A 25,281-nucleotide genomic window follows, 5' to 3' on the forward strand; every position below is an offset into this window, starting at 1 on the left:
TGTTTTATATATCAAAGCTTGCTCACTAAGTTAAAGTATTTTTAAGCTACAATGGATCAAACACCACAATCTTCTGAAATTTCATTAAAGGAAATTGCAAGCAAAATCAGAATGTGTTTAATATATATCAGGCTTAAGTGGCTGCCTATCCTGGTACTGGGGATAATTGGTGGCGCTTTAGGATTAACGTACTCAATAATTAAAAAGCCTACATATACAGCAGTTTGCACGTTTGTATTGGAGGAGAGCGGAAAATCCGGGTTGGGCCAATACGCCGGTTTGGCATCGCTCGCGGGTATTGATTTGGGCGGCGGCGGTGGTGGCGGCATGTTTCAAGCCGATAATATCATAGAATTATACAAATCGCGGTTAATGCTTGAAAAAACTTTATTAAGTCAGGTTACCTTAGATGGGAAAAACCAGTTGTTAATTGATCGCTATATCGAGTTTAATAAGTTGAGAAAGGTATGGAAAGAAAAAGATCATATTGACAATATTTCGTTTACCGGAAACCCGGAGAACTTTACCAGAACTCAGGATAGCATAATTTCGGGTATGGTTGAGTCTTTTAACAAGAACGTTTTGACGGTAAATAAACTTGATAAAAAGCTGAGTATCATAGCTGTTCAGGTAGTGAGTAAAGATGAACTTTTTGCAAAAAACTTCAACTTAAAACTTGTAGAAACTGTAAATAATTTTTACACTCTAACCAAGACCAAAAAAAGCAATCAAAATGTAATTGTGCTGCAAAGGCAGGCCGATAGTGTAAAAATGATTTTAAATAGTTCGTTAAGTGGAGTAGCATCGGCAATTGATGCAAACCCTAACGCAAATCCTCAATTATTGGCGCTCAGAGTACCATCGCAAAAAAAGCAGGTAGATGTACAGGCTAATACTGCCATATACGCCGAAATGGTTAAAAACTTAGAGCTATCCAAAATATCATTAAGGCAGGATATGCCGTTGATACAAATTATTGATAAACCTGTATTACCCCTGTTAAAAAGCAAACTTAGTAAGCTTAAGGGAATTATAGTTGGAGGATTGTTGGGCGTTTTTTTTTGCATAGCCGTTATTTTAGGCAGAAAACTATACACAACTTTGATAGGGTAAGCTTCTGTTGTTGAATATCATATACTGCCATTTAAACCTGCGTAGTTAATGTAAATTATAAGTGTTTAGATTTATTGAAACAATACCAATAAAGTTACCGGGCAATGTTTTAGTATGGCCAACTTTAACCAAGGTTACCGTTAAATGCAATAAAACAATTGATGGATAATGTTATATCTATGGTATATATGAAGGCAYCTGTTAGCAAAACAGGTTGATGGATAAAATAAATTACAAAATGAATCAAAGAAATGACTTAAATGATATTGAAGTGGCGATCCCAACTTATAAAAGGGATTTTTACCTTGATAAATTGTTGTCGACAATTCCATCTCATATTAAGATATCGGTGAGCGATAATGGGGCCAACGTAAGTTCAGATTTAAAATCTAAATTTTTAAACGCAACATTTATTTCGCACTCAAGCGTGATAGACATTTTTGAAAACTGGAATAGTGCGGCAAAAAATGCAACATCAAAATGGTTGATAATTCCGTCAGATGATGATTTGTTTAATGCCGATGCATTTGAAATAATTGAGCGCTACACCTTAAAATATCCGGATGCTGACGTCATTATATTTGGGCACAACGTGATAGATGAGCATGATGTCATCAAACCAGGGTGGCAATTTCCAAAAGAACAGGTTTTTAACCAACCCTTAGGTTATGATGTATTTAAATACGGGGTGGATGCCCGGCTACCTGCTATTGTTTTCAAGCAAAAAAAGATGAGCGAATTACAATTTTTTGACACCGAATATAAATTAACGGCCGGCGATAGTGACTTGATCCAAAGAGTTTTATTAACAGGACAAGCTGTTTTTGTTCCGGAAATTATTGGGTCGTACCGTATTTGGGGCGGTAATTTAACGAGCCAAAAGATTGCTACCCGGCAATGGCTCACTGAAATTGATTACTGGCAAACCAAAATCAAGAAAATTGCCAAAACCCAATATAATCACGTTGTTGCTCAGCCAAACTTTGATATGATAGCCGATGAGGTATATGCACAAAACCTTTTAAGTGGTATCTTAAACGTTAAGTCGAAATCAGGTTTTTTACCAGCCTTTTCATATTTAAAAAGTGTTAGATTTCCCTGGAAAGCAAGGGCGGTTACACAATTACGAATTATTAAAGCGTTAATAAATTGAAATTTAACCAAAACGTAATCAAATCCATATTTGGTTCAACCATATTTAAATTATCTTCTGCTGCAATTTCTTTTATTACAGTTCCCTTATTATTAAAAACATTAGGAACAAATAACTATGCTGTTTGGGTAACACTAACGGCATTATTATCATGGCTCAACCTTTTTGATTTCGGATCGGGCTATAGTTTAAAAAATAAGGTTACCGAATCGCGTGCAAGTAACGAAAAAGAAAATATCGACGTATTGATTGCCGGTACATTGCAATTTTATATGATAATGACCCTTCTTATAACACTTGTTTTTGTGTGCGCTACATTTTTTGTAGGTGTATTTAAAACGCACCTGTTTTTAGCTTACCTTATTTATCTTCCCATCATACTTTCTTTTCCTTTTACATTAGGTCATTTTATAATTCAAGGCGTAAAGAAGTTTAATTTATTTAATTCAATATTATTTACGCAAAATTTTGTTTGGTTACTTGTACTGCTTTTGTACAAGTACAAGTTTTGGGAAGTTAATATATATAAGCTTGCTATATTTTACAGCGGCCTTTACGTGGTGGCAAATTTCACCATCATGTTTTACGCACTTAAAAATGTTCACTTTAATTGGAAGCAAATATTTAACTACAAAAATTTCTTATCGTCAAAAGCTTCATTGGTGGTGGGTACCAGATTTTTTTTGCTGCAAATTTCATCACTATTTCTTTACTCAATTGGCAATATATTAACCTATAGCAATTTGTCGCTTAAAAACGTAGCACAATATGACACGGTTAACAAGTTTTTTTTGTTGGGAATGACAATCTTTAATGTAGTGATTTCTGTTTACTGGACAGAAGTATCACATGCCAAAGCCTTAGGTGATAAAGCGAAATTAAAAAAAATATACAATCAGCTTTTGTTATCTGCATTGATTTTCAGTATGGGAAGTTGTTGTGCGATATTTTTAATTCCAACTTTGGTAAGCTTGTGGACAAATAATGTTATTCAAATTGCTAATGTTAAAGATGTGTTTCCATTTGCATTTTTATTTATTGTGCAGGTTTTTTCGTATTGCGGTGCAGTTTTTTTAAATGCTTTTGAAAAACTTAAAGGTCAAATAATATTAGCGGTTATCGCTTCTGCTCTGATGATTCCTTTATGCAAACTCTTGTTCAGTTTATCAATAGGTATAGGATCTGTTCCGCTGGCATCGGCATTGCTTACTATTCCGGCACTTATATTTGTTAACTATGAATCAAAAAAGTGTATTAACGAGATTTAATGTATGGTGGGATTTATAATCAGGAAGATAAAAAGTCTGTTTTTTTTAAGACGACTAAAAAAAGCACAAGTTTATTTAGTGGCAGGTAATTCTCATTTCTTTGAAAACTTTAGGTTAACTATAGGTAAACCAATTGAAAATAAAATTTATCTGAAAGTAGGTAATGATTCAATTTTAGATTGCAACGTTACATTTGAATCAGAAACAGGTGAAGTTAGCGTTGGCGACAGATGCTTTATTGGCGCAAGTAATATTATCTGCAAATCAAAGATCGAGTTTGGCGATAATGTGTTTGTAGCCTGGGGATCATATTTTTATGATCATGATTCCCATTCAATTGATTACCGCGAACGTGAAAATGATATAACGATGCAGTTGCAGGATTACAGGGCCGGCCGTAATTTTATCGAAAATAAGAATTGGGCTGTTGTTAATACGGTACCCATAAAAATTTGTTCAAACGCCTGGATAGGTATGAATTGCACAATTTTAAAAGGTGTTACCATTGGTGTAGGCGCTATTGTGGGTGCCGGAAGTGTAGTTACGAAGGATGTAGCCGACTGGACAATTGTTGGCGGAAACCCAGCTAAAATTATTAAAGAAATTCCACCAGAATTACGAAAAGTTTAAAAATGAAAAAAGTTCTGATAACCGGTGCGTATGGTTTTTTAGGGAGATATACAGCAAAAGCATTTAAAGATGCAGACTACCACGTGAGTGGTATAGGACACGGCAAATGGCATAAATACGAATATAGCAAATGGGGTATTGATGATTGGTTTGAATCTACTATTACTTTTGAAGCATTGATGAATATCAACAAACGCTTTGATGTGATAGTACATTGCGGAGGCAGCGGTTCGGTAGCCTTTTCCTATCAAAACCCGTTTGAGGATTTTCAAAAAAGTGTTCAAAGCACGTTAGCTTTGCTTGAATATATACGCCTGCAAGGCAATCCATGTCATTTTATTTATCCCTCCAGTCCCGCTGTTCAGGGAGATGTTGGCGATAAAAAAATTAAAGAAGATGACCCGTCCGACCCGGTTTCGCCGTACGGCTTTCACAAAAAAGCAGCCGAAGAATTATGTTTTTCTTACAGCAAGAATTTTGGATTGAAAGTTTCAGTAATTCGTTATTTTTCAATTTATGGGGCAGGCCTGCAAAAGCAATTGCTATGGGATGCCTGCATGAAAATAAAAAATGCGGTAGATGAAGTTATGTTTTTTGGTACCGGCCAGGAAACCCGGGATTGGTTATATGTTACGGATGCCTCGGCTTTGATATTAGCTATAGCGGCCAATGAAAAAGAGAAAATAAGCATTGTAAACGGTGGTTCTGGAGTTAGAACCACTGTTGCCCAAACCATAGCGATGTTAGTAAAAGCTTACCATAAGCAAATTAATATTAAATTTAACCAGGAAGTAAAAACCGGCGACCCGAGGTTTTATCACGCAGATACTTCAAAGGCCGAGCATTTGGGTTGGCTACCCAAGGTGAAAGTAGAAGAAGGCATTTTACAGTACATAAATTATTTTAAGGAGTTGCAGAATGATTAGAGTTGCATTTTTAATAAATTTTTCGAAAGAATACAAAGGTGGAATTAATTATATTAAAAACTTACTATATACAAATTCTATAACCAAATTTCCAGATCTGGAGTTCTATGTAATAGTACCATCTGATATTGAACAGGAGTACGTTGATATGTTTTCCCCATATGCCACGATAGTTTATACCGACATATTTAAAAGTTACACCTTGCCTTGKTTTTTGAACAAGGCCTTTAACCGCACTTTTAAATATCAGTTACCTTTATATTTACTTTTCAAGAAACATAAAATCAATATTGTTTCGCATTCTTTTTTTTGGGGTAAGTACAAATCATTAAAATTAATTAATTGGATTCCAGATTTTCAACGGCTTCATTTTTCAGAGCTATGGACTCAAAAACAATTAGACAATATAACTAACATTGACGAGAATATAGTTAAATATAGCGACGTAGTTATTTTAAGCAGCTATGATGCTTTAAATGATTATAAAAAGTTTGCCCCCGAAAAATTAGATAAGGCCAGGGTATTGCAGTTTGTATCGCAGCCAGGAGAGATTACAGATGTAGATGCACAGTATCTTGACATAACGAATAAATATAATTTAACAGGCAGATTTTTTTACCTACCTAATCAATTTTGGTCGCACAAAAACCACATGGTAGTTTTAAAAGCAATTAATCTACTGGTAAAGAAAGGGCTAAACCCAGTCGTGGTAACCACAGGAGTTATGCATGATTTTAGAGGAAACAACAGGAATATAGAATTGATTAAAGAGTTTATAACCCAAAACGGCCTTGAAAAAAACATATTACTTTTAGGTTTAATTCCATATAATGAGGTTTTGGTATTAATGCGTAAATGCGATGCTGTAATTAACCCTTCGTTTTTTGAAGGATGGAGTTCAACTGTTGAGGAAGCCAAAAGCATCGGGAAAACGGTTATTGTTTCTGATATTCCGGTTCACCGTGAGCAAAATGCAGCTAAGGCATTTTATTTTCCACCTAATGACGAACAATTACTTGCCGATATTTTGGGAAACATCATTAAAGACGAAACTTATAGTTCAAACGAGGTAACTCCCCAGTTAAAGGAACAACTTAAGTATGACTTGTTAAAACGAACTGTGGCGTTCTCTGAAAACTATTATAAAATTGTTAAAGATTTGGCAGGTAAGCTTTAATGAAGGAGTTTGCAATGATACCGGAGAATCCATTGATATCAATTATTACCGTAACGTATAATGCTGCCGCCACAATTGAAGCAACTATAAAATCAGTTATTGCAAAAAATGAGCAGGGAAATGAGTTTATAATTATAGATGGCGGATCAACCGACGGGACAGTTGAAATTATAGATAAATATCAAAAACATATTAACTATTGGATTAGTGAGCCCGATAATGGAATATATGATGCGATGAATAAGGGAATCAAAATATCTTCAGGTGTGTATTTGTACTTTATTAATGCTGGCGATTTACTCCTGGATATACCTAAAGATGCGTTGATTAATTATCAGGCCTCTGCCGTAAAGCTTCTGGCTTTTCCGGTAATGGATTCAAATCAGAAAATAAGACTACCGGTTATTAATTCGGGAATCAAGATTAGAAATTTGTTACCACACCAAGGATGCTTTTATAAACGCGACTTAAATATTCAATACAGCTTAAAATATAAGGTGTTTTCTGATTTCGATTTAAATCAAAAACTTTATGCTAAAAAGCAATTGATACAAATTTTTAACAAGCCTGTTATAGCAACGCATGAGCTAAATGGAATTTCGCATGATAAGCGTTACGGGAAAGAAGTTTTTAAAGTAGTAGAGAGCAATTTCGGCCCCATATATAAATATCTATCTTTTGCATATTTTAAGTTTGATGGTTTATATAGCCGGATAAAGAAACTGAAAAACAATGATTAATATCCTGGTCGTGGTTTTTAATAAGCCCTTTGGCGAATCAACCACTTTAACTGAGTTGTTATACATTTCAAAATCCGGGATTTTGAAACAGGCCAGGCTAATAATATGGGATAACAGCCTGGTTAAAGTTGATGCAACCGAACTTGATTTGTTGAAAGAATATTTAGGAGATATAGTACTAGTACATACACCTGAAAATTTACCTCTATCAAAAATTTATAATAATGTAATAAACAACTACATTCAACCGGCTGATTATTTGATTTTATTAGATCACGACACGCTTATAACCAAGGAATATTTCACCGAAATTATCGATAAAGTTAGCGCTAACAACTCGCCGGACTTATTGCTTCCCCGGGTGATAGTAAACGGCAAAATTGAAAGTCCGGCCTATCAATATATTCTCTTCTCAAAAAGATGGACCAGGCACTTGTCCGGGTTTTACAACTCCAGGTATGTTACAGCAATTAACAGTGGCATGGTAATTTCTGGAAGATTTTTAGCAAGTGGCTTTAAATATGACGAGCGTTTGCTGTTTTATGGAACTGATACCTTTATGATGTACGAGTATTGCAAATTTAACAGTAAATTCTATTTGCTGAATGTTGATTTAAAGCACGATCTAAACCTACTAAGCAATCCATCGGTAGGCCAAAAAGCTAAGATATTCAAAGCAATAAAAAAGGCTAATTTGATCGTTTATTCATCAAATGGCTTACATTTTGTTTTAACGCTAATCAATAACGTTGTTGTGGCAGTCAAATATGCAATTAAATACCGAAGCTTAATATTTTTTAAATGATAGAGTCATTTGGCGATTTAGGTGTTATCTGTTTGCAAACTTTTTTAATTTTTGCAATATCATTGTTTATTTACAGAAAATACATCATTTCTGTTTTTGATCCGCTATTTTTCTTTTTAATTACGCAGGCGTTTTCAATTCAGATGGCCTTCCTCCAGATTACTTATCTACCTTACCTCATTAATTTTTTGTGCTGCGTTGTATGTTTAAATGTAGGTTTTATTTTAAATAAACCCAAAGTACAGAAAATAGATGATAGCAATTTTGTCTGTACCGGGGAGTTATTAAAATTTGTAAATTATTTTAATTTATTTGCCTTTATAATCATTGTGATTGCAAATTTGATTTTAATATCTCAGAAAGGCCTGGCACTGTTAAGCGACGACCCCAGCCTGGCAAAATTCTCCAATTTTGATGAAGGAGGTGGATTTGGTGCGGTGAGAAGAATTAATTGGGGATTGCTAAATCTAGTATTTGTTAGTTTGCTTTTTACTTATATGCACACCAACAGAAAAAGAAACCTCATTATGTTATTCATATTATTTCTTTTTACGATGACATCGGGAGGAAAAGGAGTAGTTTTAACATTTGTGGCATTAATTAGCTTGCTTGGGGTATTTAAGAAAACAGAGCTAATGGCCTCATTTAAAAAAATTAATAAAGTGCAGATACCCCTGTTAATAATCGGGTTTGTTTCTGCCTTGTTTATTTTAATTAAGGGCGGCAGTAGTGAAGGTGCTACGGTGCAAGACGGTCTGATTAAGTTGGGTATACGTTTTTTATACTTCGGCGATGCCATAATTTATTATTATGAGCCATCGGTGGTTGCTCACTTTCAAAGCTATAACTTCGTCGATTTTTTGAGTTATCACTTTAATTCTGTTTTAGGTTTTTTACGAATAGTAGATTATAGGATGCCTTTGGGGAACGATCTTCTATTGTATTATATTAACAGCTCTCAAGATACCGGTTTATCCATAGGGCCCAATACCCCTTATTACATTAGTGGCCATATTTTTTTCGGAAGCTTTGGCGCACCTATATATTCTTTTATAACAGGTTTAGTTTTTGGTTTTGTTAGAAAGAAGTTTTTTTTAATGGATAAACAAAGAGTCAACTTTATAATAGCTATTGGCATTATATTTTTGAACTTATTAATTACATCTTTCCCCCAGGATGCCCAACTCATGATTTCGATGTTATTTGATACGCTGGTATTTGCCTTGGTACCAATTACTTTATCTTTTATGTTTTGTTACTCTTTTGKAGGATCTAAAATAATAGTTACCAAATAGGATATCACGTATGCTAAAAGTTGTTATATCGGGCGTAAACCTTGTAGAAGGTGGGATTTTGAGTATTCTTCAGGACTCGTTAAAATCAATAGCCAAAATTCAAAAATCAGAGGAACTTGACGTCACTGTTTTGCTACATGATAAAAACCTTGTTGATGAAGACATAGACAAAAGCTGCTTTAGTTTTATCGAATATCCTTCAATAAAATCCTCGTGGCTTAAGCGGGTGAAGTTTGAGTATATAGAAAGCAAACAGATATCTAATTTGTTAAAGCCTGATCTTTGGATTTCATTACATGATATTACTCCTAACGTTAACTGTAAATTTCAGGTTGTTTACTGCCATAATCCTTCTGTTTTTTACAAGCTGGATACAAAACGTTTTTTCTACGATATTAAATTCTCGTTGTTCTGCATTTTTTATAAGTATTTATATCAGATAAACATTAAAAAAAATGCCTATGTAATAGTTCAGCAAAATTGGATTAGAGAAGCATTCAGGAAGATGTATAATGTAGCCACAATTGTAGCATATCCGATGCATGCAATCAAATTAACTGAGCCAACAACCACATTACATGATAATTTATTTGATATTGATTTTCGGAAAAAAATATTCTTCTTCCCATCCATTCCAAGAACCTTCAAAAATTTTGAAGTTGTATGTAAAGCCGCAGAATTGCTTGAAAAAAAGAACGCACAATTTGAGTTAGTAGTTACATTAAACGGTACCGAAAACACATATGCATCCGAAATTATTAAAAAGTATGGTCACGTAAAAAGTATAAAGTTTATAGGTATACAAAAACGCGCCATTGTTCATGATTTATATGGAAAAACTGATTGTCTATTATTCCCGTCTAAATTAGAAACCTGGGGACTACCGCTTTCAGAGTTTAGATCTTCTAATAAACCTATGATAGTTTCGGATTTACCATATGCCCGCGAAAATGTTGGGAGTTATGAAAAAGTAAAATTTTTTAATGCCGAAGATGCTGAAGAACTGGCAGCTTACATGTTGCTCTATATGCAAGGCATATTAACTTTTGATAAAAAAGAAGGCAAAGTACCAGAAGCACCTTTTTTTAACAATTGGGAGAGTCTTCTTTCTTTCTTGATATTTAAAGCGAAAGAAAAGAAGACTGAGAGAAAGTTAAATTAATAAGCAATGAAGTTAAATATTAGTATATTAATACCTACGTTAAACRCCGGCAACATCTGGCCTGATGTTTTAGACAGCATAGCCAATCAGGACCTTTTGTTTAAGAGAAAAATCATCATTGACTCCGGGTCATCTGATGATACCGTTCCTTTGGCCAGGCAATATGGCTTTGAGGTAGTTGAAATAAAAAAGTCCGAATTTAATCACGGCAAAACCCGGCAACAAGCGGTTGATTTATCAAACGGTGTAGATATCTGTGTTTTTCTGACACAAGATGCAATATTAGCCTCAACCAACTCTGTAGAAAATTTAGTGGCTGCGTTTAATGATCCCAATATCGGCATGGCTTATGGCAGGCAATTACCTCATAAAAATGCCAGGCCTTTAGAGACGCATGCCCGGTTATTTAATTACGCTGATCAGTCGGCAATAAATTCCCTTTCTGATGCTGATCAATTGGGCTTCAAAATAACTTTTTGTTCAAACTCTTTTGCAGCTTACCGATATAGCGCCCTGGCAAAAGTAGGAGGTTTTCCTCCAGATTCTATTATGGGAGAAGATGCGATCGTGGCCGGTAAAATGTTACTGGCTGGTTACAAAAAGGCTTACGCTGCAAATGCAACTGTTTATCATTCACATAGCTATGCGATTACTGAGGAATTTAAACGCTATTTTGATACACGTGTTTTTCATGAACAAAACAAGTGGTTGATAGAAAAATACGGTAAACCAACAGGAGAGGGAATAAAGTTCATGAGATCAGAGTTGAAATATGTGTTAAAAAACGACCCGAAGGTAGTTTTCAAGTCGATCGCGTCACTCGGCGCAAAGTGGTTAGGATATTTATCTGGAAAATTTTACAGGCAAATTCCCAGTTCGTTATTAAAAAGACTATCGATGCACAAACATTATTGGAAGTAATTCCCCCCGGTTTGTAGAGTGATCTGTAGGTAAGCTGCCGCCACTACAATTGAAAGTAATCGAATATGTACGTCGATTCGTCTACAAGACGATAACAACTCTGCAAGCGTTGTCGAAAATAAAAAAACGAATATCTATCTACGAAAAATTAAACTCAATCAGCTGGTGACTTGTTTGCTATTAATAAATTGCAATTTAATTACAACGAAATTACCACCCATGCCGCCAGATTTTCAACTGACAGGTTCAAAACAGAAATTTTGAACTATATAATCAGTAGAAAAAAATAAAAATAGCGCCTTTTTTAATAAAAAATAATTAAAACTTTATTGTAGCGTTTAAGGTTTATCATTCGTAATAGTAGTAATTGTTATCATTTTGGCATAATTAATGCTTTTTAAATGAAAAAATATTACATTTGTGCATCCTTAACCTTATGAATATAAGATACTCAAAACTCGTCCCTGTAATCACCTTTATCAGTGATCTAATATTATTAAATATCTGTATACAATGTGCTCATTTATTGGTATTTAACTATTTCTCCAACGAGATAAGCTCCTCTGTTTTTTTACTTCTGGTTAATATGGCATGGATTTCCATCGCCTCGCTGACTAAAAATTATGTTATTCACCGGCCGTTAGTATTTAGCAACAGTGTTAACCGAATTTTATCTTCTCTTATTTACCATTCGTTAGCGGTACTTGGTGTTGTATACTTTTTTAAGTTTTACGAGGTTAGTCGCTGGGAAATGCTTTTTACCTATAGCTTGTTTCTTTCGTTGATATTGTTACAAAGAGCCGCTATCTTTTTTATTCTTGATTATATCAGAAAAAAAGGATACAACAGAAGGCACATCCTTTTAATTGGCGACAAAAACATTGCAGATAGATTAAAAAGAACATTCTATAACCACCCCGAGTATGGTTACCATTTTATAGATTTTATCCAGGAAGAAACCACTCAGGATATTCCTGAAGAAAAATTACTTGATATTTTTTTTGAAAAACAGGCCGATGAGATATTTGTCTGTTATAAGAGCATCCAGCCGTCTTTGTTACAAAAACTGGTAGATAAAGGTGACGAAAAGAGAGTTAAAATAAAGTTTGTTTCCGACCTGTTCCTTACTAATAATTTTGCGAACGTTATAAACTACGACAATCTTCCCGTTATTCAGCTTACGTCAAAGCCAGAGCTTGCTTTAAAAATTGTAGTTTTTAAACGCAGTTTTGATATCATATTTTCCGCTTTGGTTATGATAATTGGTTTCCCGGTATTTATACTGTTGATGATCATAACTAAATTGACTTCAAAAGGTCCGGTTTTTTATCGCCAGGAAAGGATGGGAAGAGATCTCAAGCCGTTTTACATTTATAAATTCAGGAGTATGTTTGTAAACTCCGAAGCCTTAGGGCCACAATTATCAAGTGATGGCGATCCGCGAATTACCCAGTGGGGAAGCATTATCAGAAAATCAAGGCTTGACGAATTACCGCAATTTTGGAATGTTATAAAAGGGGATATGTCTATTGTTGGGCCGAGACCGGAACGGCAGTTTTTTATAGAACAACTTATAGAAAAATCTCCTAATTATAAAAAGCTTTTCAGCTTAAAGCCCGGTCTTACATCCATGGGGCAGGTAAATTATGGATATGCGGAAAATCTGGACCAAATGCGTGACAGGGTTAGATACGATTTAGTTTATTTGAAAAACGTTTCGTTGAACAACGACTTAAATATCATTTTAAAAACAGTCCAGGTAATGGTGCAATTGAAAGGAAAATAGCTTCGAATCGCTTATTTTTCTTAGGTGTTTTGTAGCAGGTACCTGGGCATCTCCCCCAACACGTCTTTGGCCATTAACGAAACCGTAAACAAAAGAGCCAATTAAATTGGTATGTTTAATTGGCTCTTTTGATCATGATAAAATAGTTTATTCTGATGGTGTGCTTAACCAGACGATTTCATTATGATATAGACCATTGATACGGCTCCCTGACAAGCAGTTTACGCTAAACTAAACCAACAGCACTTTTAGGCGAAAAAGAATTCATAAACTCCTGCGCCTTTTTTACCATTAACTTCGATCCTATAAATATAGCCGAACGCTGATGAAGTTGCTCTACTTCAATATCCAAAATTCTGTCGTATCCGTTAGTCGCCAGTCCGCCGGCCTGCTCCACAATAAACGCCATCGGATTACATTCGTAAACCAGGCGAAGTTTTCCGTTTTTATATTGGGCTGTGGTTGGGTAGATAAAGATTCCCCCCTTTATTAAATTCCGGTGGATATCTGCAATCATCGATCCGGTGTATCTTGATGTATATGGCCTATTGGTAATGTCATCTTCTACCTGGCAATATTTAATATATTCTTTTACACCTTCGGGCAAATGAGTGTAGTATCCTTCATTTATCGAATAAGTATTACCTTCAGCAGGAATACTCATCTCAGGGTGCGACAAGCAAAACTCCCCGATTGAAGGATCAAGTGTAAAGCCGTTTACACCTTTACCGGTGGTATATACCAACATGGTAGACGATCCGTATATTACATATCCAGCTGCCACCTGTTCGGTACCATTCTGCAAAACATCCTGAAGCGTTGCCATACCTTCGCTTGATTTTCTGCGATAAATAGAAAATAGGGTGCCGACACTTACATTTACGTCAATATTAGATGAGCCATCCAAAGGGTCAATAGCTACAATATATTTGGCACTTTTTGATATTTCAGAGTCGATATAAATATGCTCCTCATTCTCTTCAGAAACAACAATACAACATTCGCCGCCACTCTGCAATGCCGAAATAAATTGTTCGTTTGCATAGATATCCATTTTTTTCTGCTGCTCGCCGTGCGAATTGGTTTCGCCTGTTTCGCCAATAATGTCAATTAACCCAGCCTTATTAATTTCGCGGTTCACAATTTTTGCCGCGATACCTAAATCGCGCAAAAGCCTCGAAAGCTCGCCTTTGGCATAAGGAAAATCTGCTTGCTTCTCTATAATAAATTGCCCTAATGTTTTTACTGTCTTCATAGGGCTTTTTGTTAGTTTGAAAATAAAGAGACTCCCTGGTATAAAAGAGTGTCGCAGGTAAAAAAATAAAATTGGAGGCCCCAGTTACTTTAATACAACCGCATGTAATTGGCTGTTTATTGACTATAACTATCTAAAAACCTTTTCACTAAGGTAGCTGGCCACAAAAGCAAAACTGTCATGCACTGTCCTATAATACAAATTCCTGTACTCCGGGGCAATCCCGGTTAATCGATAACTTCTATACTTAAAGTTCGAATATTTCAGTCTGCTTTATAGGCCACACTCCGTTATCTTTAGATACGATCGTAAAATAATTTGATAACAGATAGATAAAAAAACATATCGGCGTTTACACATCTAATGATGCAAACAGATGGTACCCTCAGGAACATAAAGATAAGATTTCCGGGGCAAATTATTATCAGAAAAAATTCAATAATTGAACTGGCCGACGAAATTATTGGTGCAGGGCATGTTCATGTATTAATTATTACAATTGATGTGCTTTTAACAGCCATCGGTACCGTTATTAAGCAGCTACAGCAACAAAACATTCAAGTACAGGTGAATACATCTATAACCCGCTAGCCTTCTTATGATGATATCTATAGTTTGTTAAAAACCGCATCGGGCCAGCCTGTTGATGCGGTTATTGGCATTTTTCGTGGCTGGCCTGAGGCTAAACGCGCCGGCAAACTGGGCGGCTAAAACAACGCGAATGAAAAAATTAATCACCCTGCTTGCCCCTATTCTGTTTTATGTGCAGCAAACGCGCAAACAATAAGCGGTCTGAATGGCATGTGACATCGCCGGAGTTTGGGGCTAATTTTAGTGCAACGGGTTATTATTTTGGCCATCTGCTTAGTGATATACCGCATATCAGCGATTGCTAAGGAGGTTCTGGCGCCCAAGGCTGTATGGGCGCCGAAGGCTTAAAAGACTTTTAAGCAGTTATTCAATCTGCGTGTCGTTCAGTTTCCCCAACATTTCAGTGCCCCCTTGTTGCGCTGGGGAGCACCGCCGTCGCCACTTCAAATTCCAGGCCTACCGCCGAAATCAGGCTCCGTAAGTTTTTTTTGTCCATATGGTCAAACCCATGGTTCATAACAGCTTTCTTTTGGGGATCTTTTTGCAGCATGGCTCCCAGTTTTAAAACAAGGCGATCTGTCCACGCCAGTTTGGCAACAATACACCGCCCGGGCATAAAAAATATCCCCCTCGTTTTCATAACCCGCGGTTCCAGGTTCGTCCGCAGAATCTGCCGCTGCTCTGCCTTATCATCGGCCGACGTGCCGCACACAATAAATAAGAATATCTTTTTGTTAGCCAGTATGCTACTGTTCCTTTTCAGCCATTTTCCAATGGTCAGTTTACCAACATAAACCGAACTGCCTATAATCACCACATCATAACCTGCAAGTATGGTGGGCGTAGCTTGGTCGGCCTTTAAAAATGGCATGTGCAGCTCACCAGCCAGCCATTGCGCATACTGCTCAGTTGCGCCGTATTTACCCTGGTATATAATAATCCCATTCATGATTTTTCCCGGTTTTTAATTTCGGCAATTTAGGTAGCCGCGTCCTTAAGGAAAATGATCAGGGTCATGGGAATTGCTGATGGGCGTCTCTTTTAGTATCAAGACAGCTGCATGAAAAAGTATCAAGTAGCGAGTATCAAGTAGCAAGACAGCTGCATGAAAAAGTATCAAGTAGCAAGTATCAAGTAGCAAGACAGCTGCGGGAATATATCTTGTCCAAAACTTTCGTCATTGCGAGCGCAGCGCGGCAATCGCGAACTATGCATGGCGGTCATTCGGTCATGAAGTCATATCGTAATGAACCCCAAAAAACCCTCGTCGAATACCAACTACTCCCTACTTTCCCCAAAAAAATCTTGATACTTGATACTAACTACTTGATACTCTATGAGCGTTTCCCCGTTGGTAGAAACGGGGCCAGGCCTTCCATTCATACGCGCACAAGGCCTTAGGCGCGGCCAATGCCCATGCCAACCACCGGGCCGGTATCTATTTCAGTCCTTAACGCAACGCCGTTATTGCTAAAACCTCCGTCTCCACCATTGCGACTGCCGATATATGTCACCCTTTCAGGGCTTTTGGATAGCACAGCGTTACGCGCTGCGTTAATATAGTTGACCCTTTCAGGGCCAGCTACTTACCTGGTGACAAATGCATAACAGAACTATCCAAAACCGGCAAACTTTGTCGCGACGACATTGCATCGTGATTTAAAGCCCGCCTCCTGCAACCCTAAAAGGGCGGCACCCGCATGCGATGGGCATCGCCCTATTACGGGAGCAGAAAATTTCGTTATTTATATTCTAATTTCCTTACCCTGTTATTTCCAGTGTCCATAACAAATACGGTTCCGGTGTTGTCGACAGCAATACCGTACGGAAATTTAAATTGTGCCAGGGCGCCGTCGCCATCTTTATAGCCCATTTCTCCGCTTCCTGCTATAGTTGTAACCACCCCATCCGGCGTTATTTTTCTGATGGCGTGATTATCGCTATCGCTAACCCACAGGTTCCCCAGGGCATCGCAAGTCATACTGCTAATCGTGTTAAATTGGGCCTCGTTTCCCTTACCATCCTTAAAGCCTATCGCTCCGGTTCCTGCAAAAACAATTACATTCCCGGCTTTATCTATCTTCTTGATAAGGCAATTGCCATTCCCTGTTACAAATATATTGCCCGATGTATCCACGGCTATTGCATACAAATAATGGTAGTTTGGCAATCCATCAGATGAAAAACCTGTTTTATCATTTAAGGTAAAGGTAGAAACCACACCATTAGGTGTAACCTTGCGCAAAACAAAATTATCGTGATTGTTGTAATCAGGTAAAATGATATTGTCATGGTTATCTATAGCCATGTTGCCAATAATATTAAATGCCGCCTGCGTGCCAACGCCATCTAAATAATTTACCGACAAGGATCCTGCAAAAACAGCATTAATCGTAGGCGAGGCTATCTTCCGTATCAAACCATATTCTATGGTATATAAATTACCTTTACTATCCCTTACCAGGCTATAAATATTTCCAAAATCGGGATTTGGGTTCCCAATGCTTTTGCTGGTAAAGGTAGTAACATGCCCCGAATAGGTAACCTGCCGAATGCTGGCATTTCCCTGGTCGCCTACAAAAAGGTTTCCATGGTTGTCTGTAACAATACCCTGAGCATTACTGAATTGTACCTGTGTGGTATCTCCATCGTTAAAACCTGCCGTAGCAGCTCCGGCCACCGTAGAAACCACCCACTTTTTTGCAGGGGTAATTATTTTGACAGAATCAGTTGGCTGCACGTTATCAAGAGCGCTCTTGTTACATGCGCTGAAAATAAAAGCAAAAATCAACCCGAAAAAAATTTGTTTATATATAGCAGCAGGGCGTATTGTCATAAGTTTAAGTTATGTGCCGAAAATAAACAAAAAAGCCGAAGAAAAACTATCATCCGCATAGATACTGCATAACTATGTGCCCCACCTGCCTGGTATATACCATGCTTTTAGGGCAATCAACAACGCATATTGTTAACCTTAATGTCCTTTGCCGGATCTCCTAAGCTATTTTTCATTTAACAGAATTCTTGTTGTCAAATAACTTAACAATAGGAATTTTGTTAAATCCTTCTATTCCGCGCTTGTTGGTGTGTCTCCCCGCAAGCGTCCCGGGCTCGTGGCCTGTATGCTAAGTATACAACACTGTATTCAATCTTAAAAATGTGCGTTTTGCTACAACACCCGTTTGCTCCCTCAACCAACTACAACCTACCACCCGAACACTCTCCCCTATCAATCGTCAATACCTTGTCGTTATCCACCCCTCAAATTGTCACTTCTGCCCAGCGTAAAGTCCCGAAATGCTATCGATATTTGTATTGTCAATAAAATCGAAACAACTTAAATAACATTTTATGAAAAGAGTATTTAAAGGAACTGATGTCATGAAACCTGCATTCATAATTGCTTTGCTTTTTTTTACCGTATTGCAGTGTTATGGCCAGCAGCTTAAACCTGCAAACAGTGGTTATGCGCCTGTTAATGGCATTAAGGTTTATTATGAGGTATATGGCGAGGGAAAGCCCCTTGTTTTGCTGCATGGCGCGTTTTATACCATCGAGATGAACTGGAGCCAGTTGATACCCGAACTGGCAAAAACAAGAAAGGTGATTGCCCTTGAAATGCAGGGACATGGGCACACCCCGTTTTCGGACAGAAAATTAGATATTGCTACCCTGGCAAGTGATGTGGTAGGGGTAATGGATTTTTTAAAAATTGACAGTGCCGATGTTGCAGGCTATAGTATGGGTGGTTCTATAGCTTACCAATTGGCAGTAAAAAGCCCTAAACGGGTAAAAAAATTGGTAATCATTTCTTCTACCTACAAAACCAGTGGCTGGCTGCCCGCTATAAATAGTGGGTTTAAAAATTTTAAGCCCGAGTTTTTTAACAATACGCCTATAAAAACGGCATATGATGCAGTAGCACCCGACAAAACAAAATGGACAAAATTTATTGAACAAATGATTGCTTTTGCCGGGGTGCCCTTTGATGTGGGCGACGCCAATATTGCCAAAATTACATCGCCGGTATTGCTCATCTCGGGCGACAATGATGGCCTTGACAAAGTGGAGCTGATGAAAACGTACCAATTATTGGGAGGCGGCGTAGCTGCCGATTTGGGGCCGATGCCAAAATCACATTTAGCCATTGTGCCTGCGCAAGGCCACGTGAGCCTGATGATGCAAACGAAAACAATAGCAGCTTACCTGGACGACTTTTTAAAGTAAAAGTAACAAAGCTTTCGCCGTCCCCAAATCGTCAGCAGAAAGGCTTCGGATAGCCACCTGCGGCCATGAGCGGGCCGATGCTGTTGTTACCACTATGTATTGGATGTACACAAATAGCCTTCCACGCATTAGTCGGAAGATTGCTTCGGACTTTATAATGACTCGCCAATAAGTTATTGACTGTAAGTATCAAACTACCGTCATTGCGAGGCACGAAGCAATCACCTACATGCTAAGTCCCACATAGTTGGGGATTGCTTCGTACCTCAATGACGGTAGTTTAGTGCATTCGTTTAACTATATCCGATGCACGTCATAACGATTTTTTGGGCTTTACCTGATAGATACCCGCAATGACGGTCTCGAGGAAATTGTGATAGCCATGCATTTTTAATATCAAATTTATCTATGAACTAATTATAAACAAAATGAGAAAAATCAGGGTTTTTGAACATATCTCGCTGGATGGCGTGATTGAACACGACGGAGATTACACCTACGGCGCATGGACTACGCCCTACCGAAGCCCTGCCGGGGCGGCAATGCTATTTGAAGCATACGGGCCAAACTTCGACCTGCTGCTTGGCCGCCACACTTACGACATATTTAGCAGCTTTTGGCCCAATGCCGGAGATTTCCCGATGGCAAACGCCATAAACGCTGCAACAAAATACATTGCAACCCACAGGCCCGGCAGCCTGGAATGGGGACCGGTGAAGCATTTGGGCGATGACGTTATAGAAGCGGTTCGAGACCTCCGGCAAACTGACGGTCCCGACCTGATTGTTGTGGGAAGTTCGACCCTAACGTCTATATTACTTGACCAGGGACTGGCCGACGAGGTTGTGCTCATTACTTACCCGGTTTTGCTTGGCCGTGGTAAACGCTTATTAGCGGACAGTATCAACGCCCGGGAACTCGTATTTGTCGACTCGAAAGCCACGCCCACAGGGTTGCTCGTAAATACCTACCGGCACGTTGGACCGTTGAAATCCTGATATTTCATGGCCTCAGGCAGTTGGCCGGACGAGATTATTATTGATTCGTTCGGCCTTACTTTTATGTTGGCAATACTTATGATAAAGCGGCTGCATCATTATATGATACAGCCGCTTTCCTTTATCACATGATTAACGCTTATATCATTGTTTGGGGGCAAGGTCGCCATACCAGTAAGCAGCCGTTACACCGCCGTCCATCAAAAAGTCGCTGCCGGTAATGAAAGCGCCGTCTTGCCCCATAAGCAAAGCACCTAAGTTTCCAACCTCGTCCGGCGTACCGGCTCTTCCGACAGCAGAAATATTGATCATTTTGCGATAACCTTCGCCGCGGGGACCGCTTAGTTCGTCCTTAGCCAGCGGCGTAATGATAATTCCAGGGCTGATCGCGTTTATCCGCGCTCCGCGTTTGCCCCAATTCACAGCTTCGGCCATTACACGCAGTGAATTTCCCCGCTTGGATAATTGATAGGCATGCAATGAATCTTTTACCTGGCCGGGCTGTAAAAAATCTAAAGCCAGCAATTCTTCGGCAGGTGTGGTTGCCAAAGCTTTATCCTGTTCGGGGGTTAATGCCGGCAAGCGGTAGCCCGACTGGGACGCGATAACTACACCAGATCCACCGTTCGCAATCACTTTGCCAAACTCTTCCAGTACAACAGCATTGCCATAGAGATCGACATGTAATATAGTTGAAGGCGATGCCTGCGAAGGCGATACACCTGCAGCTTGTATCAACCGGGTTATACTGCCGATTGACGTTGCCTTTTCAACCAATGCCTGTATAGACGTACGGGACGAAATATCAACCATTGTAGTGCTTACTTCAAAACCGGCCTCGCCCAACACTTTGGCGGCAGTGTCGGCATTATCTTGTTTCAGGTCGGCCAGTAAAATATGCTTTCCGGCACTTACTCTGCGTGCAATAGCCTGACCGATGGCACCTGCGCCAATTACAACAATCACATTCTTCATAAATATATCTTTGTTGATGTTAGTTATCTCAATACAAAAGTCCGGCTCGCTTTTATGTTGGCTGTTATACGGATCACCAACCTTGTTGTTGTGTCTCTTCCGCTTGTTAAACCGGTTTTTAGGAGATCACGACGATTCATATATTGCAGATTAAGTTAGTGTTGTGGCTGTGCCGGTTGTGCTAGGTTGGTTTTCATTTTAACAGGCCGTATCAATGTTGAAAAAGTAAGCGAACCCATTTTCCATTTCCCGTTTTCTTTAATGTATACCTCGGTTACCATAAACGCATGCACAACTTCGTTACCACCTACTACCGCCAGTAAATCGATATCGTTTAACAGGATGGCCGTATTACCAAAAACATTTACCGATGCCCCGTAAACTTCGGCTTGTTTATACCAGATGAAGCCACCCTTAATGGTATTCAGTTCCTGGGTTTTACCCCAGCTTCCGCCCATGTGTACAAATACACAGTTCTCGGCAAACAATCCGGTTAATGCATCTACATTCTTATCGGCCATCCATGTCCATTTCGTTTTGGATAGGCCAAGTAGTTCCTGTTCGTCTCTGGTTGTGGTTGTTGATGCCGCATTAGGCAATTTGGCCTGGGCGTTAGCAAGCTGCACACAGGCAATACACAGAAATAGTGCGATAATGGTTACTTTCATGATTTGGGTTTTTAATATTTGGTTGTATGTATTAAGAAATTAGTTTATGCTGTTGTACCCGGCACCGGTTTAACGGTTTACCATTTGTTGTCCCTGTTCGGAATAGCGATGCCCATGCACTTCGATTTGCGACAGGCTATTGCCAATCTCAAGGAGATCTTTGGCGGATAGCTGAATATCAGCAGCGCCCAAATTTTCTTCCAAACGGTGTATTTTTGTGGTACCCGGGATAGGAACTATCCAGGGCTTCTGCGAAAGCAACCAAGCCAACGCAATTTGGGCAGGCGTTGCCTTTTTGTCTTCGGCAATATGGCCAAGTATATCAACTAACGCCTGGTTCGCTTTCCGGTTTTCTTCAGAAAAACGAGGAACCGTGTTCCTGTAATCGCTCTTATCAAATGTCGTACTCCCGTTAATTGCACCGGTTAAAAACCCTTTACCCAGCGGGCTGAAGGGTACGAAACCTATGCCCAATTCCTCCAGTACAGGCAATATATCTTGCTCAGGTTCGCGCCACCAAAGCGAATATTCACTTTGCAGGGTAGCCACCGGTTGTACTGCATGCGCTTTGCGGATAGAACCGGCACCTGCTTCTGATAAACCAAAATGTTTAACCTTGCCTTCGGCAATCAAATCTTTAACCGTACCGGCAACATCCTCTATCGGCACATTTGGATCAACGCGATGTTGATAAAACAGGTCGATATGGTCTGTTCTCAAACGTATCAATGCGGCTTCAGCAACCGCACGGATACGCTCCGGCCGGCTGTCCAAACCATGGAGCGGTTTGCCGTCCTTAAAGCCAAATTTGGCGGCAATAACCACCTGGTCGCGAAAAGGCTCCAGGGCCTCGCCCAACAATTCTTCATTAGTAAAAGGCCCGTAAGCCTCTGCAGTATCAAAAAAAGTAACACCGCGTTCAAACGCGGCGCGTATTAATCTAATTGCTTCTTGTTTTTCTGTTGCCGGGCCGTAGCCAAAGCTCAGGCCCATGCAACCCAATCCAAGGGCTGATACTTCCAACCCGCTATCTCCTAATTGCCTCTTTCTCATGTTCAGTTTTGTTTAGCCATTGTAGTCGTCGTCAGTAACCTGCTCCAGCCAATCTACCGGTGAACCATTCTCCTTTTCCTGTACAGCAATATGACTCATGGCGGTGGCGGCAGTTGCGCCATGCCAATGCTTCTCGTTCGGCTCAAAGTAAACCACATCGCCCGGAAAGATATTTTCTTTAACGCCGCCCTCCCGCTGTACCCAGCCCGCTCCTGCGGTAACAATAAGTGTTTGACCGAACGGATGCGTATGCCAGGCAGTACGTGCTCCCGGCTCAAATGTTACCAGCGCCATTGCTACACGGGCAGGTGCAGGTGGTTCGTTTAGCGGATCAATTCTTACAGTGCCGGTAAAATATTCGGCAGGCCCTTTTGCCGACGGTTTGGAGCCAATACGTTGAATTTTCATAGGTTTAAATTTTAGTTATTCAATTTTCGCTCTCCCAGCCATTTCACCATTTTCGGATCGCGGTGATCAAAAAAGCTGCTGGCATTGGTATCCAATGTTTTAATTTTATCCATTTCATCAGTTGTGAGCTCGAAGCCAAGGCTATCCAGGTTTTCGGCCATGCGCTCTTTGCGTACTGATTTAGGAATAGCAACAACACCCCTTTGGGTTAACCAGCGCAGTACTACCTGGGCAACTGATTTATTGTATTTGTTGCCAACGGCTTGCAGCAGCTCATTTTTAAACATATTATTCTTACCTTCGGCAAAAGGCCCCCATGATTCTATCTGCACGTTGTTATCAATCATGAATTGCTGCGCATCAATTTGCTGGTGAAACGGGTGGGTTTCTACCTGGTTAACGGCGGGCACAATTTCGTTATTGATAATCAGGTCAATCAACCTGTCGGGCTGAAAGTTGCTTACGCCGATGGCCCGTATCTTACCTTCTTTGTACAAATCTTCCATCGCGCGCCATTCGCCATATACATCGCCGTAAGGCTGGTGAATTAAGTAAAGGTCAAGATAATCCAGCTGCAGCTTCTTCAACGAAGCTTCAAAAGCTTTTTTAGCACCGTCGTAACCGTTTGATTGTATCCACAGTTTGGTAGTAATAAACAACTCTTCCCTGGCCACACCGCTGCGTTTAATGGCTTTGCCCACGGCTTCTTCATTCATATAGGATTGTGCAGTATCAATTAACCGGTAACCGGTTTCAATGGCGTCCACCACGCTTCTTTCACATTCTGCCAGGTCGGTTACCTGGAAAACGCCAAATCCTAAAATTGGCATTTCAACGCCGTTATTTAATTTCACTTTTTGCATAAAGATACTTAACAAATACAAAGATGAGGTGTTTCATTTACCCGGATAGGATACAGATTACAGATGTTTCTACCATTATTACCGATTTGCACGCTGGTATGATTAATGCATTGATTAATAATGTAAATTCGAATAAAGAATTGATTATGGACGGCATGCGGCGTTTTAATACGATAAGCGAATACAATGCATTTAATAACAATGAAACCAGGCACCCATTGGTTAGCGTGGTCGACCTGTCAAAGGCTGCCCCAAGGCAAGGCTCACAAATGTATTTTGGCTTTTACATCGTATTTTTAAAAGATGTTAAATGCGGCGACCTGGTTTATGGCCGTAATACCTATGATTACCAGGAGGGCACATTGGTTTTTATGGCGCCGGGACAAGTTGCAGGCGTAAACAGCAATGGCGAGTACTATCAGCCCAAAGGCCATGTGCTGGCTTTTGATGCAGATTTAATTCATGGTACATCGTTGGGCAGGCATATTCAGGACTATAACTTTTTCAGCTACCAATCAAGCGAAGCGCTGCATTTATCTGAAAGGGAAAGGAGCATCGTATTGGATTGCTTTTCAAAAATAAACTACGAACTGGAGCGGGGTATTGATAAACACAGCAAGATGTTAATTGTATCCAACATCGAATTATTTTTGGATTACAGCGTTCGCTTTTACGACAGGCAGTTCATCACCCGCGACCACGTGTATAAGGGTACCATTGAAAAGTTTGAAAAGCTTTTGAATGATTATTTTTCTTCAGAAAAACCTCAAACAGTTGGCCTGCCATCGGTTGCCTATTGTGCTGATGAATTAAATTTATCAGCAAATTATTTTGGCGATCTTGTGAAGAAAGAAACCGGTAAAACCGCGCAGGAGTATATTCAATTTAAACTTATTAATCTTGCCAAAGAAAAGATTTTCGACGGCGAAAAAACCGTGAACCAGGTTGCTTATGAGTTAGGTTTTAAATACCCGCAGCACTTTACACGATTGTTTAAAAAACAGGTGGGCCAAACACCCCATGAATACCGTTCATTGAATTGAAAACTTATTAAAGTTATATATTAGTGTTAAATCAACATTATTAAGTCGTAAGTCTAATGTTGAATTTTTCCTTTTTCGACTTAGAACTTAAGACTTCGGACTAAAGACAATCCGTCAATTTATCGTTGACACGACATTTAGTGTGCTTCCGGAAAGCGCCAAAGGCATCACCAGCATGAAATTGGTGATTTAGTTGATTACCCAACGGTAACGGCGTTCCGGAG

Annotated in this window: 24 protein-coding genes; 16 read left to right on the top strand and 8 right to left on the bottom strand. The window is 39.2% G+C overall.

Features of this window, described 5'->3' with window-relative positions; translation table 11 throughout:
* Positions 1–111: 111 nt before the first annotated feature.
* From AC1DV1_RS09435 to AC1DV1_RS09490, 12 genes are all read left to right on the top strand, one after another.
* Positions 112–1,113 (top strand): lipopolysaccharide biosynthesis protein, encoded by a 1,002-nt coding sequence (locus AC1DV1_RS09435; protein ID WP_477357993.1) that lies wholly within the window; start codon positions 112–114, stop codon positions 1,111–1,113.
* Positions 1,114–1,330: 217 nt separating this feature from the next.
* Positions 1,331–2,266, top strand: coding sequence for a glycosyltransferase family protein (locus tag AC1DV1_RS09440; RefSeq protein WP_477357996.1), 936 nt, complete (start codon positions 1,331–1,333; stop codon positions 2,264–2,266).
* The gene (locus AC1DV1_RS09445; protein WP_477357998.1) at positions 2,263–3,534 is read left to right on the top strand and encodes a lipopolysaccharide biosynthesis protein; all 1,272 of its coding nucleotides are present in this window, start codon (positions 2,263–2,265) and stop codon (positions 3,532–3,534) included. Before AC1DV1_RS09440 ends, AC1DV1_RS09445 begins: the two co-directional genes overlap by 4 nt.
* 3 nt (positions 3,535–3,537) lie before the next feature.
* The gene (locus tag AC1DV1_RS09450; RefSeq protein WP_477358001.1) at positions 3,538–4,164 is read left to right on the top strand and encodes an acyltransferase; all 627 of its coding nucleotides are present in this window, start codon (positions 3,538–3,540) and stop codon (positions 4,162–4,164) included.
* A gap of 2 nt (positions 4,165–4,166) precedes the next feature.
* The gene (locus AC1DV1_RS09455; protein ID WP_477358004.1) at positions 4,167–5,090 is read left to right on the top strand and encodes an NAD-dependent epimerase/dehydratase family protein; all 924 of its coding nucleotides are present in this window, start codon (positions 4,167–4,169) and stop codon (positions 5,088–5,090) included.
* Positions 5,083–6,267 carry a glycosyltransferase gene (locus AC1DV1_RS09460; protein WP_477358007.1) on the top strand — a complete coding sequence of 395 codons (1,185 nt, stop codon included), beginning with the start codon at positions 5,083–5,085 and terminating at the stop codon, positions 6,265–6,267. The genes AC1DV1_RS09455 and AC1DV1_RS09460 overlap by 8 nt, the downstream gene beginning before the upstream one ends.
* Positions 6,267–7,007, top strand: coding sequence for a glycosyltransferase family 2 protein (locus tag AC1DV1_RS09465; RefSeq protein WP_477358010.1), 741 nt, complete (start codon positions 6,267–6,269; stop codon positions 7,005–7,007). The genes AC1DV1_RS09460 and AC1DV1_RS09465 overlap by 1 nt, the downstream gene beginning before the upstream one ends.
* Positions 7,000–7,812 carry a glycosyltransferase family protein gene (locus AC1DV1_RS09470; protein WP_477358013.1) on the top strand — a complete coding sequence of 271 codons (813 nt, stop codon included), beginning with the start codon at positions 7,000–7,002 and terminating at the stop codon, positions 7,810–7,812. The genes AC1DV1_RS09465 and AC1DV1_RS09470 overlap by 8 nt, the downstream gene beginning before the upstream one ends.
* Positions 7,809–9,107, top strand: coding sequence for an O-antigen polymerase (locus AC1DV1_RS09475; RefSeq protein ID WP_477358016.1), 1,299 nt, complete (start codon positions 7,809–7,811; stop codon positions 9,105–9,107). Before AC1DV1_RS09470 ends, AC1DV1_RS09475 begins: the two co-directional genes overlap by 4 nt.
* A 10-nt stretch (positions 9,108–9,117) precedes the next feature.
* Entirely contained in the window at positions 9,118–10,269 is a 1,152-nt protein-coding gene (locus tag AC1DV1_RS09480; protein WP_477358019.1) for a glycosyltransferase, read from the top strand.
* Between the two features lie 6 nt (positions 10,270–10,275).
* On the top strand, positions 10,276–11,190 hold the full coding sequence (locus AC1DV1_RS09485) for a glycosyltransferase family 2 protein (RefSeq protein WP_477358022.1): 915 nt from the start codon (positions 10,276–10,278) through the stop codon (positions 11,188–11,190).
* A 436-nt stretch (positions 11,191–11,626) separates the two neighbouring features.
* Positions 11,627–12,976 carry a sugar transferase gene (locus tag AC1DV1_RS09490; RefSeq protein WP_477358025.1) on the top strand — a complete coding sequence of 450 codons (1,350 nt, stop codon included), beginning with the start codon at positions 11,627–11,629 and terminating at the stop codon, positions 12,974–12,976.
* A gap of 226 nt (positions 12,977–13,202) precedes the next feature.
* Here the strand turns inward: AC1DV1_RS09490 and fbp are convergent, their stop codons facing one another.
* A complete protein-coding gene (gene fbp / locus AC1DV1_RS09495; RefSeq protein ID WP_477358028.1) occupies positions 13,203–14,231 on the bottom strand; it encodes a class 1 fructose-bisphosphatase in 1,029 nt (342 codons plus the stop codon).
* Between the two features lie 363 nt (positions 14,232–14,594).
* On the opposite strand from fbp, the gene AC1DV1_RS09500 reads away from it, so the two are divergent.
* Positions 14,595–14,822, top strand: a complete 228-nt coding sequence (locus AC1DV1_RS09500; protein WP_477358032.1) for a hypothetical protein — start codon at positions 14,595–14,597, stop codon at positions 14,820–14,822.
* Positions 14,823–15,222: 400 nt separating this feature from the next.
* Here the strand turns inward: AC1DV1_RS09500 and AC1DV1_RS09505 are convergent, their stop codons facing one another.
* Positions 15,223–15,771 carry a flavodoxin domain-containing protein gene (locus tag AC1DV1_RS09505; RefSeq protein WP_477358035.1) on the bottom strand — a complete coding sequence of 183 codons (549 nt, stop codon included), beginning with the start codon at positions 15,769–15,771 and terminating at the stop codon, positions 15,223–15,225.
* Positions 15,772–16,563: 792 nt separating this feature from the next.
* Positions 16,564–17,658, bottom strand: a complete 1,095-nt coding sequence (locus AC1DV1_RS09510; protein ID WP_477358038.1) for an SBBP repeat-containing protein — start codon at positions 17,656–17,658, stop codon at positions 16,564–16,566.
* 515 nt (positions 17,659–18,173) lie between these two features.
* Here AC1DV1_RS09510 and AC1DV1_RS09515 point away from each other — a divergent pair.
* Positions 18,174–19,049 (top strand): alpha/beta fold hydrolase, encoded by an 876-nt coding sequence (locus AC1DV1_RS09515; RefSeq protein WP_477358041.1) that lies wholly within the window; start codon positions 18,174–18,176, stop codon positions 19,047–19,049.
* A 428-nt stretch (positions 19,050–19,477) separates the two neighbouring features.
* A complete protein-coding gene (locus AC1DV1_RS09520) occupies positions 19,478–20,047 on the top strand; it encodes a dihydrofolate reductase family protein (protein WP_477358044.1) in 570 nt (189 codons plus the stop codon).
* A gap of 144 nt (positions 20,048–20,191) precedes the next feature.
* On the opposite strand, the gene AC1DV1_RS09525 is transcribed toward AC1DV1_RS09520, so the two are convergent.
* From AC1DV1_RS09525 to AC1DV1_RS09545, 5 genes are all read right to left on the bottom strand, one after another.
* Entirely contained in the window at positions 20,192–21,022 is an 831-nt protein-coding gene (locus AC1DV1_RS09525) for an SDR family oxidoreductase (protein WP_477358047.1), read from the bottom strand.
* A 155-nt stretch (positions 21,023–21,177) separates the two neighbouring features.
* Entirely contained in the window at positions 21,178–21,690 is a 513-nt protein-coding gene (locus tag AC1DV1_RS09530) for a nuclear transport factor 2 family protein (protein WP_477358049.1), read from the bottom strand.
* Positions 21,691–21,759: 69 nt separating this feature from the next.
* Positions 21,760–22,743, bottom strand: coding sequence for an aldo/keto reductase (locus tag AC1DV1_RS09535; protein WP_477358052.1), 984 nt, complete (start codon positions 22,741–22,743; stop codon positions 21,760–21,762).
* A 12-nt stretch (positions 22,744–22,755) separates the two neighbouring features.
* On the bottom strand, positions 22,756–23,151 hold the full coding sequence (locus AC1DV1_RS09540; RefSeq protein WP_477358055.1) for a (R)-mandelonitrile lyase: 396 nt from the start codon (positions 23,149–23,151) through the stop codon (positions 22,756–22,758).
* A gap of 11 nt (positions 23,152–23,162) precedes the next feature.
* On the bottom strand, positions 23,163–24,014 hold the full coding sequence (locus AC1DV1_RS09545; protein ID WP_477358058.1) for an aldo/keto reductase: 852 nt from the start codon (positions 24,012–24,014) through the stop codon (positions 23,163–23,165).
* A 23-nt stretch (positions 24,015–24,037) separates the two neighbouring features.
* On the opposite strand from AC1DV1_RS09545, the gene AC1DV1_RS09550 reads away from it, so the two are divergent.
* Positions 24,038–25,057: a helix-turn-helix domain-containing protein gene (locus AC1DV1_RS09550; RefSeq protein ID WP_477358061.1), complete on the top strand. Its 1,020-nt coding sequence runs from the start codon at positions 24,038–24,040 to the stop codon at positions 25,055–25,057.
* Positions 25,058–25,281: the final 224 nt, after the last annotated feature.

This window comes from Mucilaginibacter sp. P4_D1, assembly GCF_056401935.1.

What these genes read in the sequence shown, in the direction of transcription:
- AC1DV1_RS09550 (WP_477358061.1), top strand. Translation starts at nt 24,038, where the DNA reads ATGAGGTGTTTCATTTACCCGGATAGGATACAGATTACAGATGTTTCT.
- AC1DV1_RS09530 (WP_477358049.1), bottom strand. Translation starts at nt 21,690, where the DNA reads ATGAAAGTAACCATTATCGCACTATTTCTGTGTATTGCCTGTGTGCAG.
- AC1DV1_RS09450 (WP_477358001.1), top strand. Translation starts at nt 3,538, where the DNA reads ATGGTGGGATTTATAATCAGGAAGATAAAAAGTCTGTTTTTTTTAAGA.
- AC1DV1_RS09510 (WP_477358038.1), bottom strand. Translation starts at nt 17,658, where the DNA reads ATGACAATACGCCCTGCTGCTATATATAAACAAATTTTTTTCGGGTTG.
- AC1DV1_RS09465 (WP_477358010.1), top strand. Translation starts at nt 6,267, where the DNA reads ATGAAGGAGTTTGCAATGATACCGGAGAATCCATTGATATCAATTATT.
- AC1DV1_RS09490 (WP_477358025.1), top strand. Translation starts at nt 11,627, where the DNA reads ATGAATATAAGATACTCAAAACTCGTCCCTGTAATCACCTTTATCAGT.
- AC1DV1_RS09535 (WP_477358052.1), bottom strand. Translation starts at nt 22,743, where the DNA reads ATGAGAAAGAGGCAATTAGGAGATAGCGGGTTGGAAGTATCAGCCCTT.
- AC1DV1_RS09440 (WP_477357996.1), top strand. Translation starts at nt 1,331, where the DNA reads ATGGATAAAATAAATTACAAAATGAATCAAAGAAATGACTTAAATGAT.
- AC1DV1_RS09435 (WP_477357993.1), top strand. Translation starts at nt 112, where the DNA reads ATGTGTTTAATATATATCAGGCTTAAGTGGCTGCCTATCCTGGTACTG.
- AC1DV1_RS09470 (WP_477358013.1), top strand. Translation starts at nt 7,000, where the DNA reads ATGATTAATATCCTGGTCGTGGTTTTTAATAAGCCCTTTGGCGAATCA.
- AC1DV1_RS09540 (WP_477358055.1), bottom strand. Translation starts at nt 23,151, where the DNA reads ATGAAAATTCAACGTATTGGCTCCAAACCGTCGGCAAAAGGGCCTGCC.
- AC1DV1_RS09520 (WP_477358044.1), top strand. Translation starts at nt 19,478, where the DNA reads ATGAGAAAAATCAGGGTTTTTGAACATATCTCGCTGGATGGCGTGATT.
- AC1DV1_RS09505 (WP_477358035.1), bottom strand. Translation starts at nt 15,771, where the DNA reads ATGAATGGGATTATTATATACCAGGGTAAATACGGCGCAACTGAGCAG.
- AC1DV1_RS09480 (WP_477358019.1), top strand. Translation starts at nt 9,118, where the DNA reads ATGCTAAAAGTTGTTATATCGGGCGTAAACCTTGTAGAAGGTGGGATT.
- AC1DV1_RS09545 (WP_477358058.1), bottom strand. Translation starts at nt 24,014, where the DNA reads ATGCAAAAAGTGAAATTAAATAACGGCGTTGAAATGCCAATTTTAGGA.
- fbp (WP_477358028.1), bottom strand. Translation starts at nt 14,231, where the DNA reads ATGAAGACAGTAAAAACATTAGGGCAATTTATTATAGAGAAGCAAGCA.
- AC1DV1_RS09500 (WP_477358032.1), top strand. Translation starts at nt 14,595, where the DNA reads ATGATGCAAACAGATGGTACCCTCAGGAACATAAAGATAAGATTTCCG.
- AC1DV1_RS09525 (WP_477358047.1), bottom strand. Translation starts at nt 21,022, where the DNA reads ATGAAGAATGTGATTGTTGTAATTGGCGCAGGTGCCATCGGTCAGGCT.
- AC1DV1_RS09455 (WP_477358004.1), top strand. Translation starts at nt 4,167, where the DNA reads ATGAAAAAAGTTCTGATAACCGGTGCGTATGGTTTTTTAGGGAGATAT.
- AC1DV1_RS09515 (WP_477358041.1), top strand. Translation starts at nt 18,174, where the DNA reads ATGAAAAGAGTATTTAAAGGAACTGATGTCATGAAACCTGCATTCATA.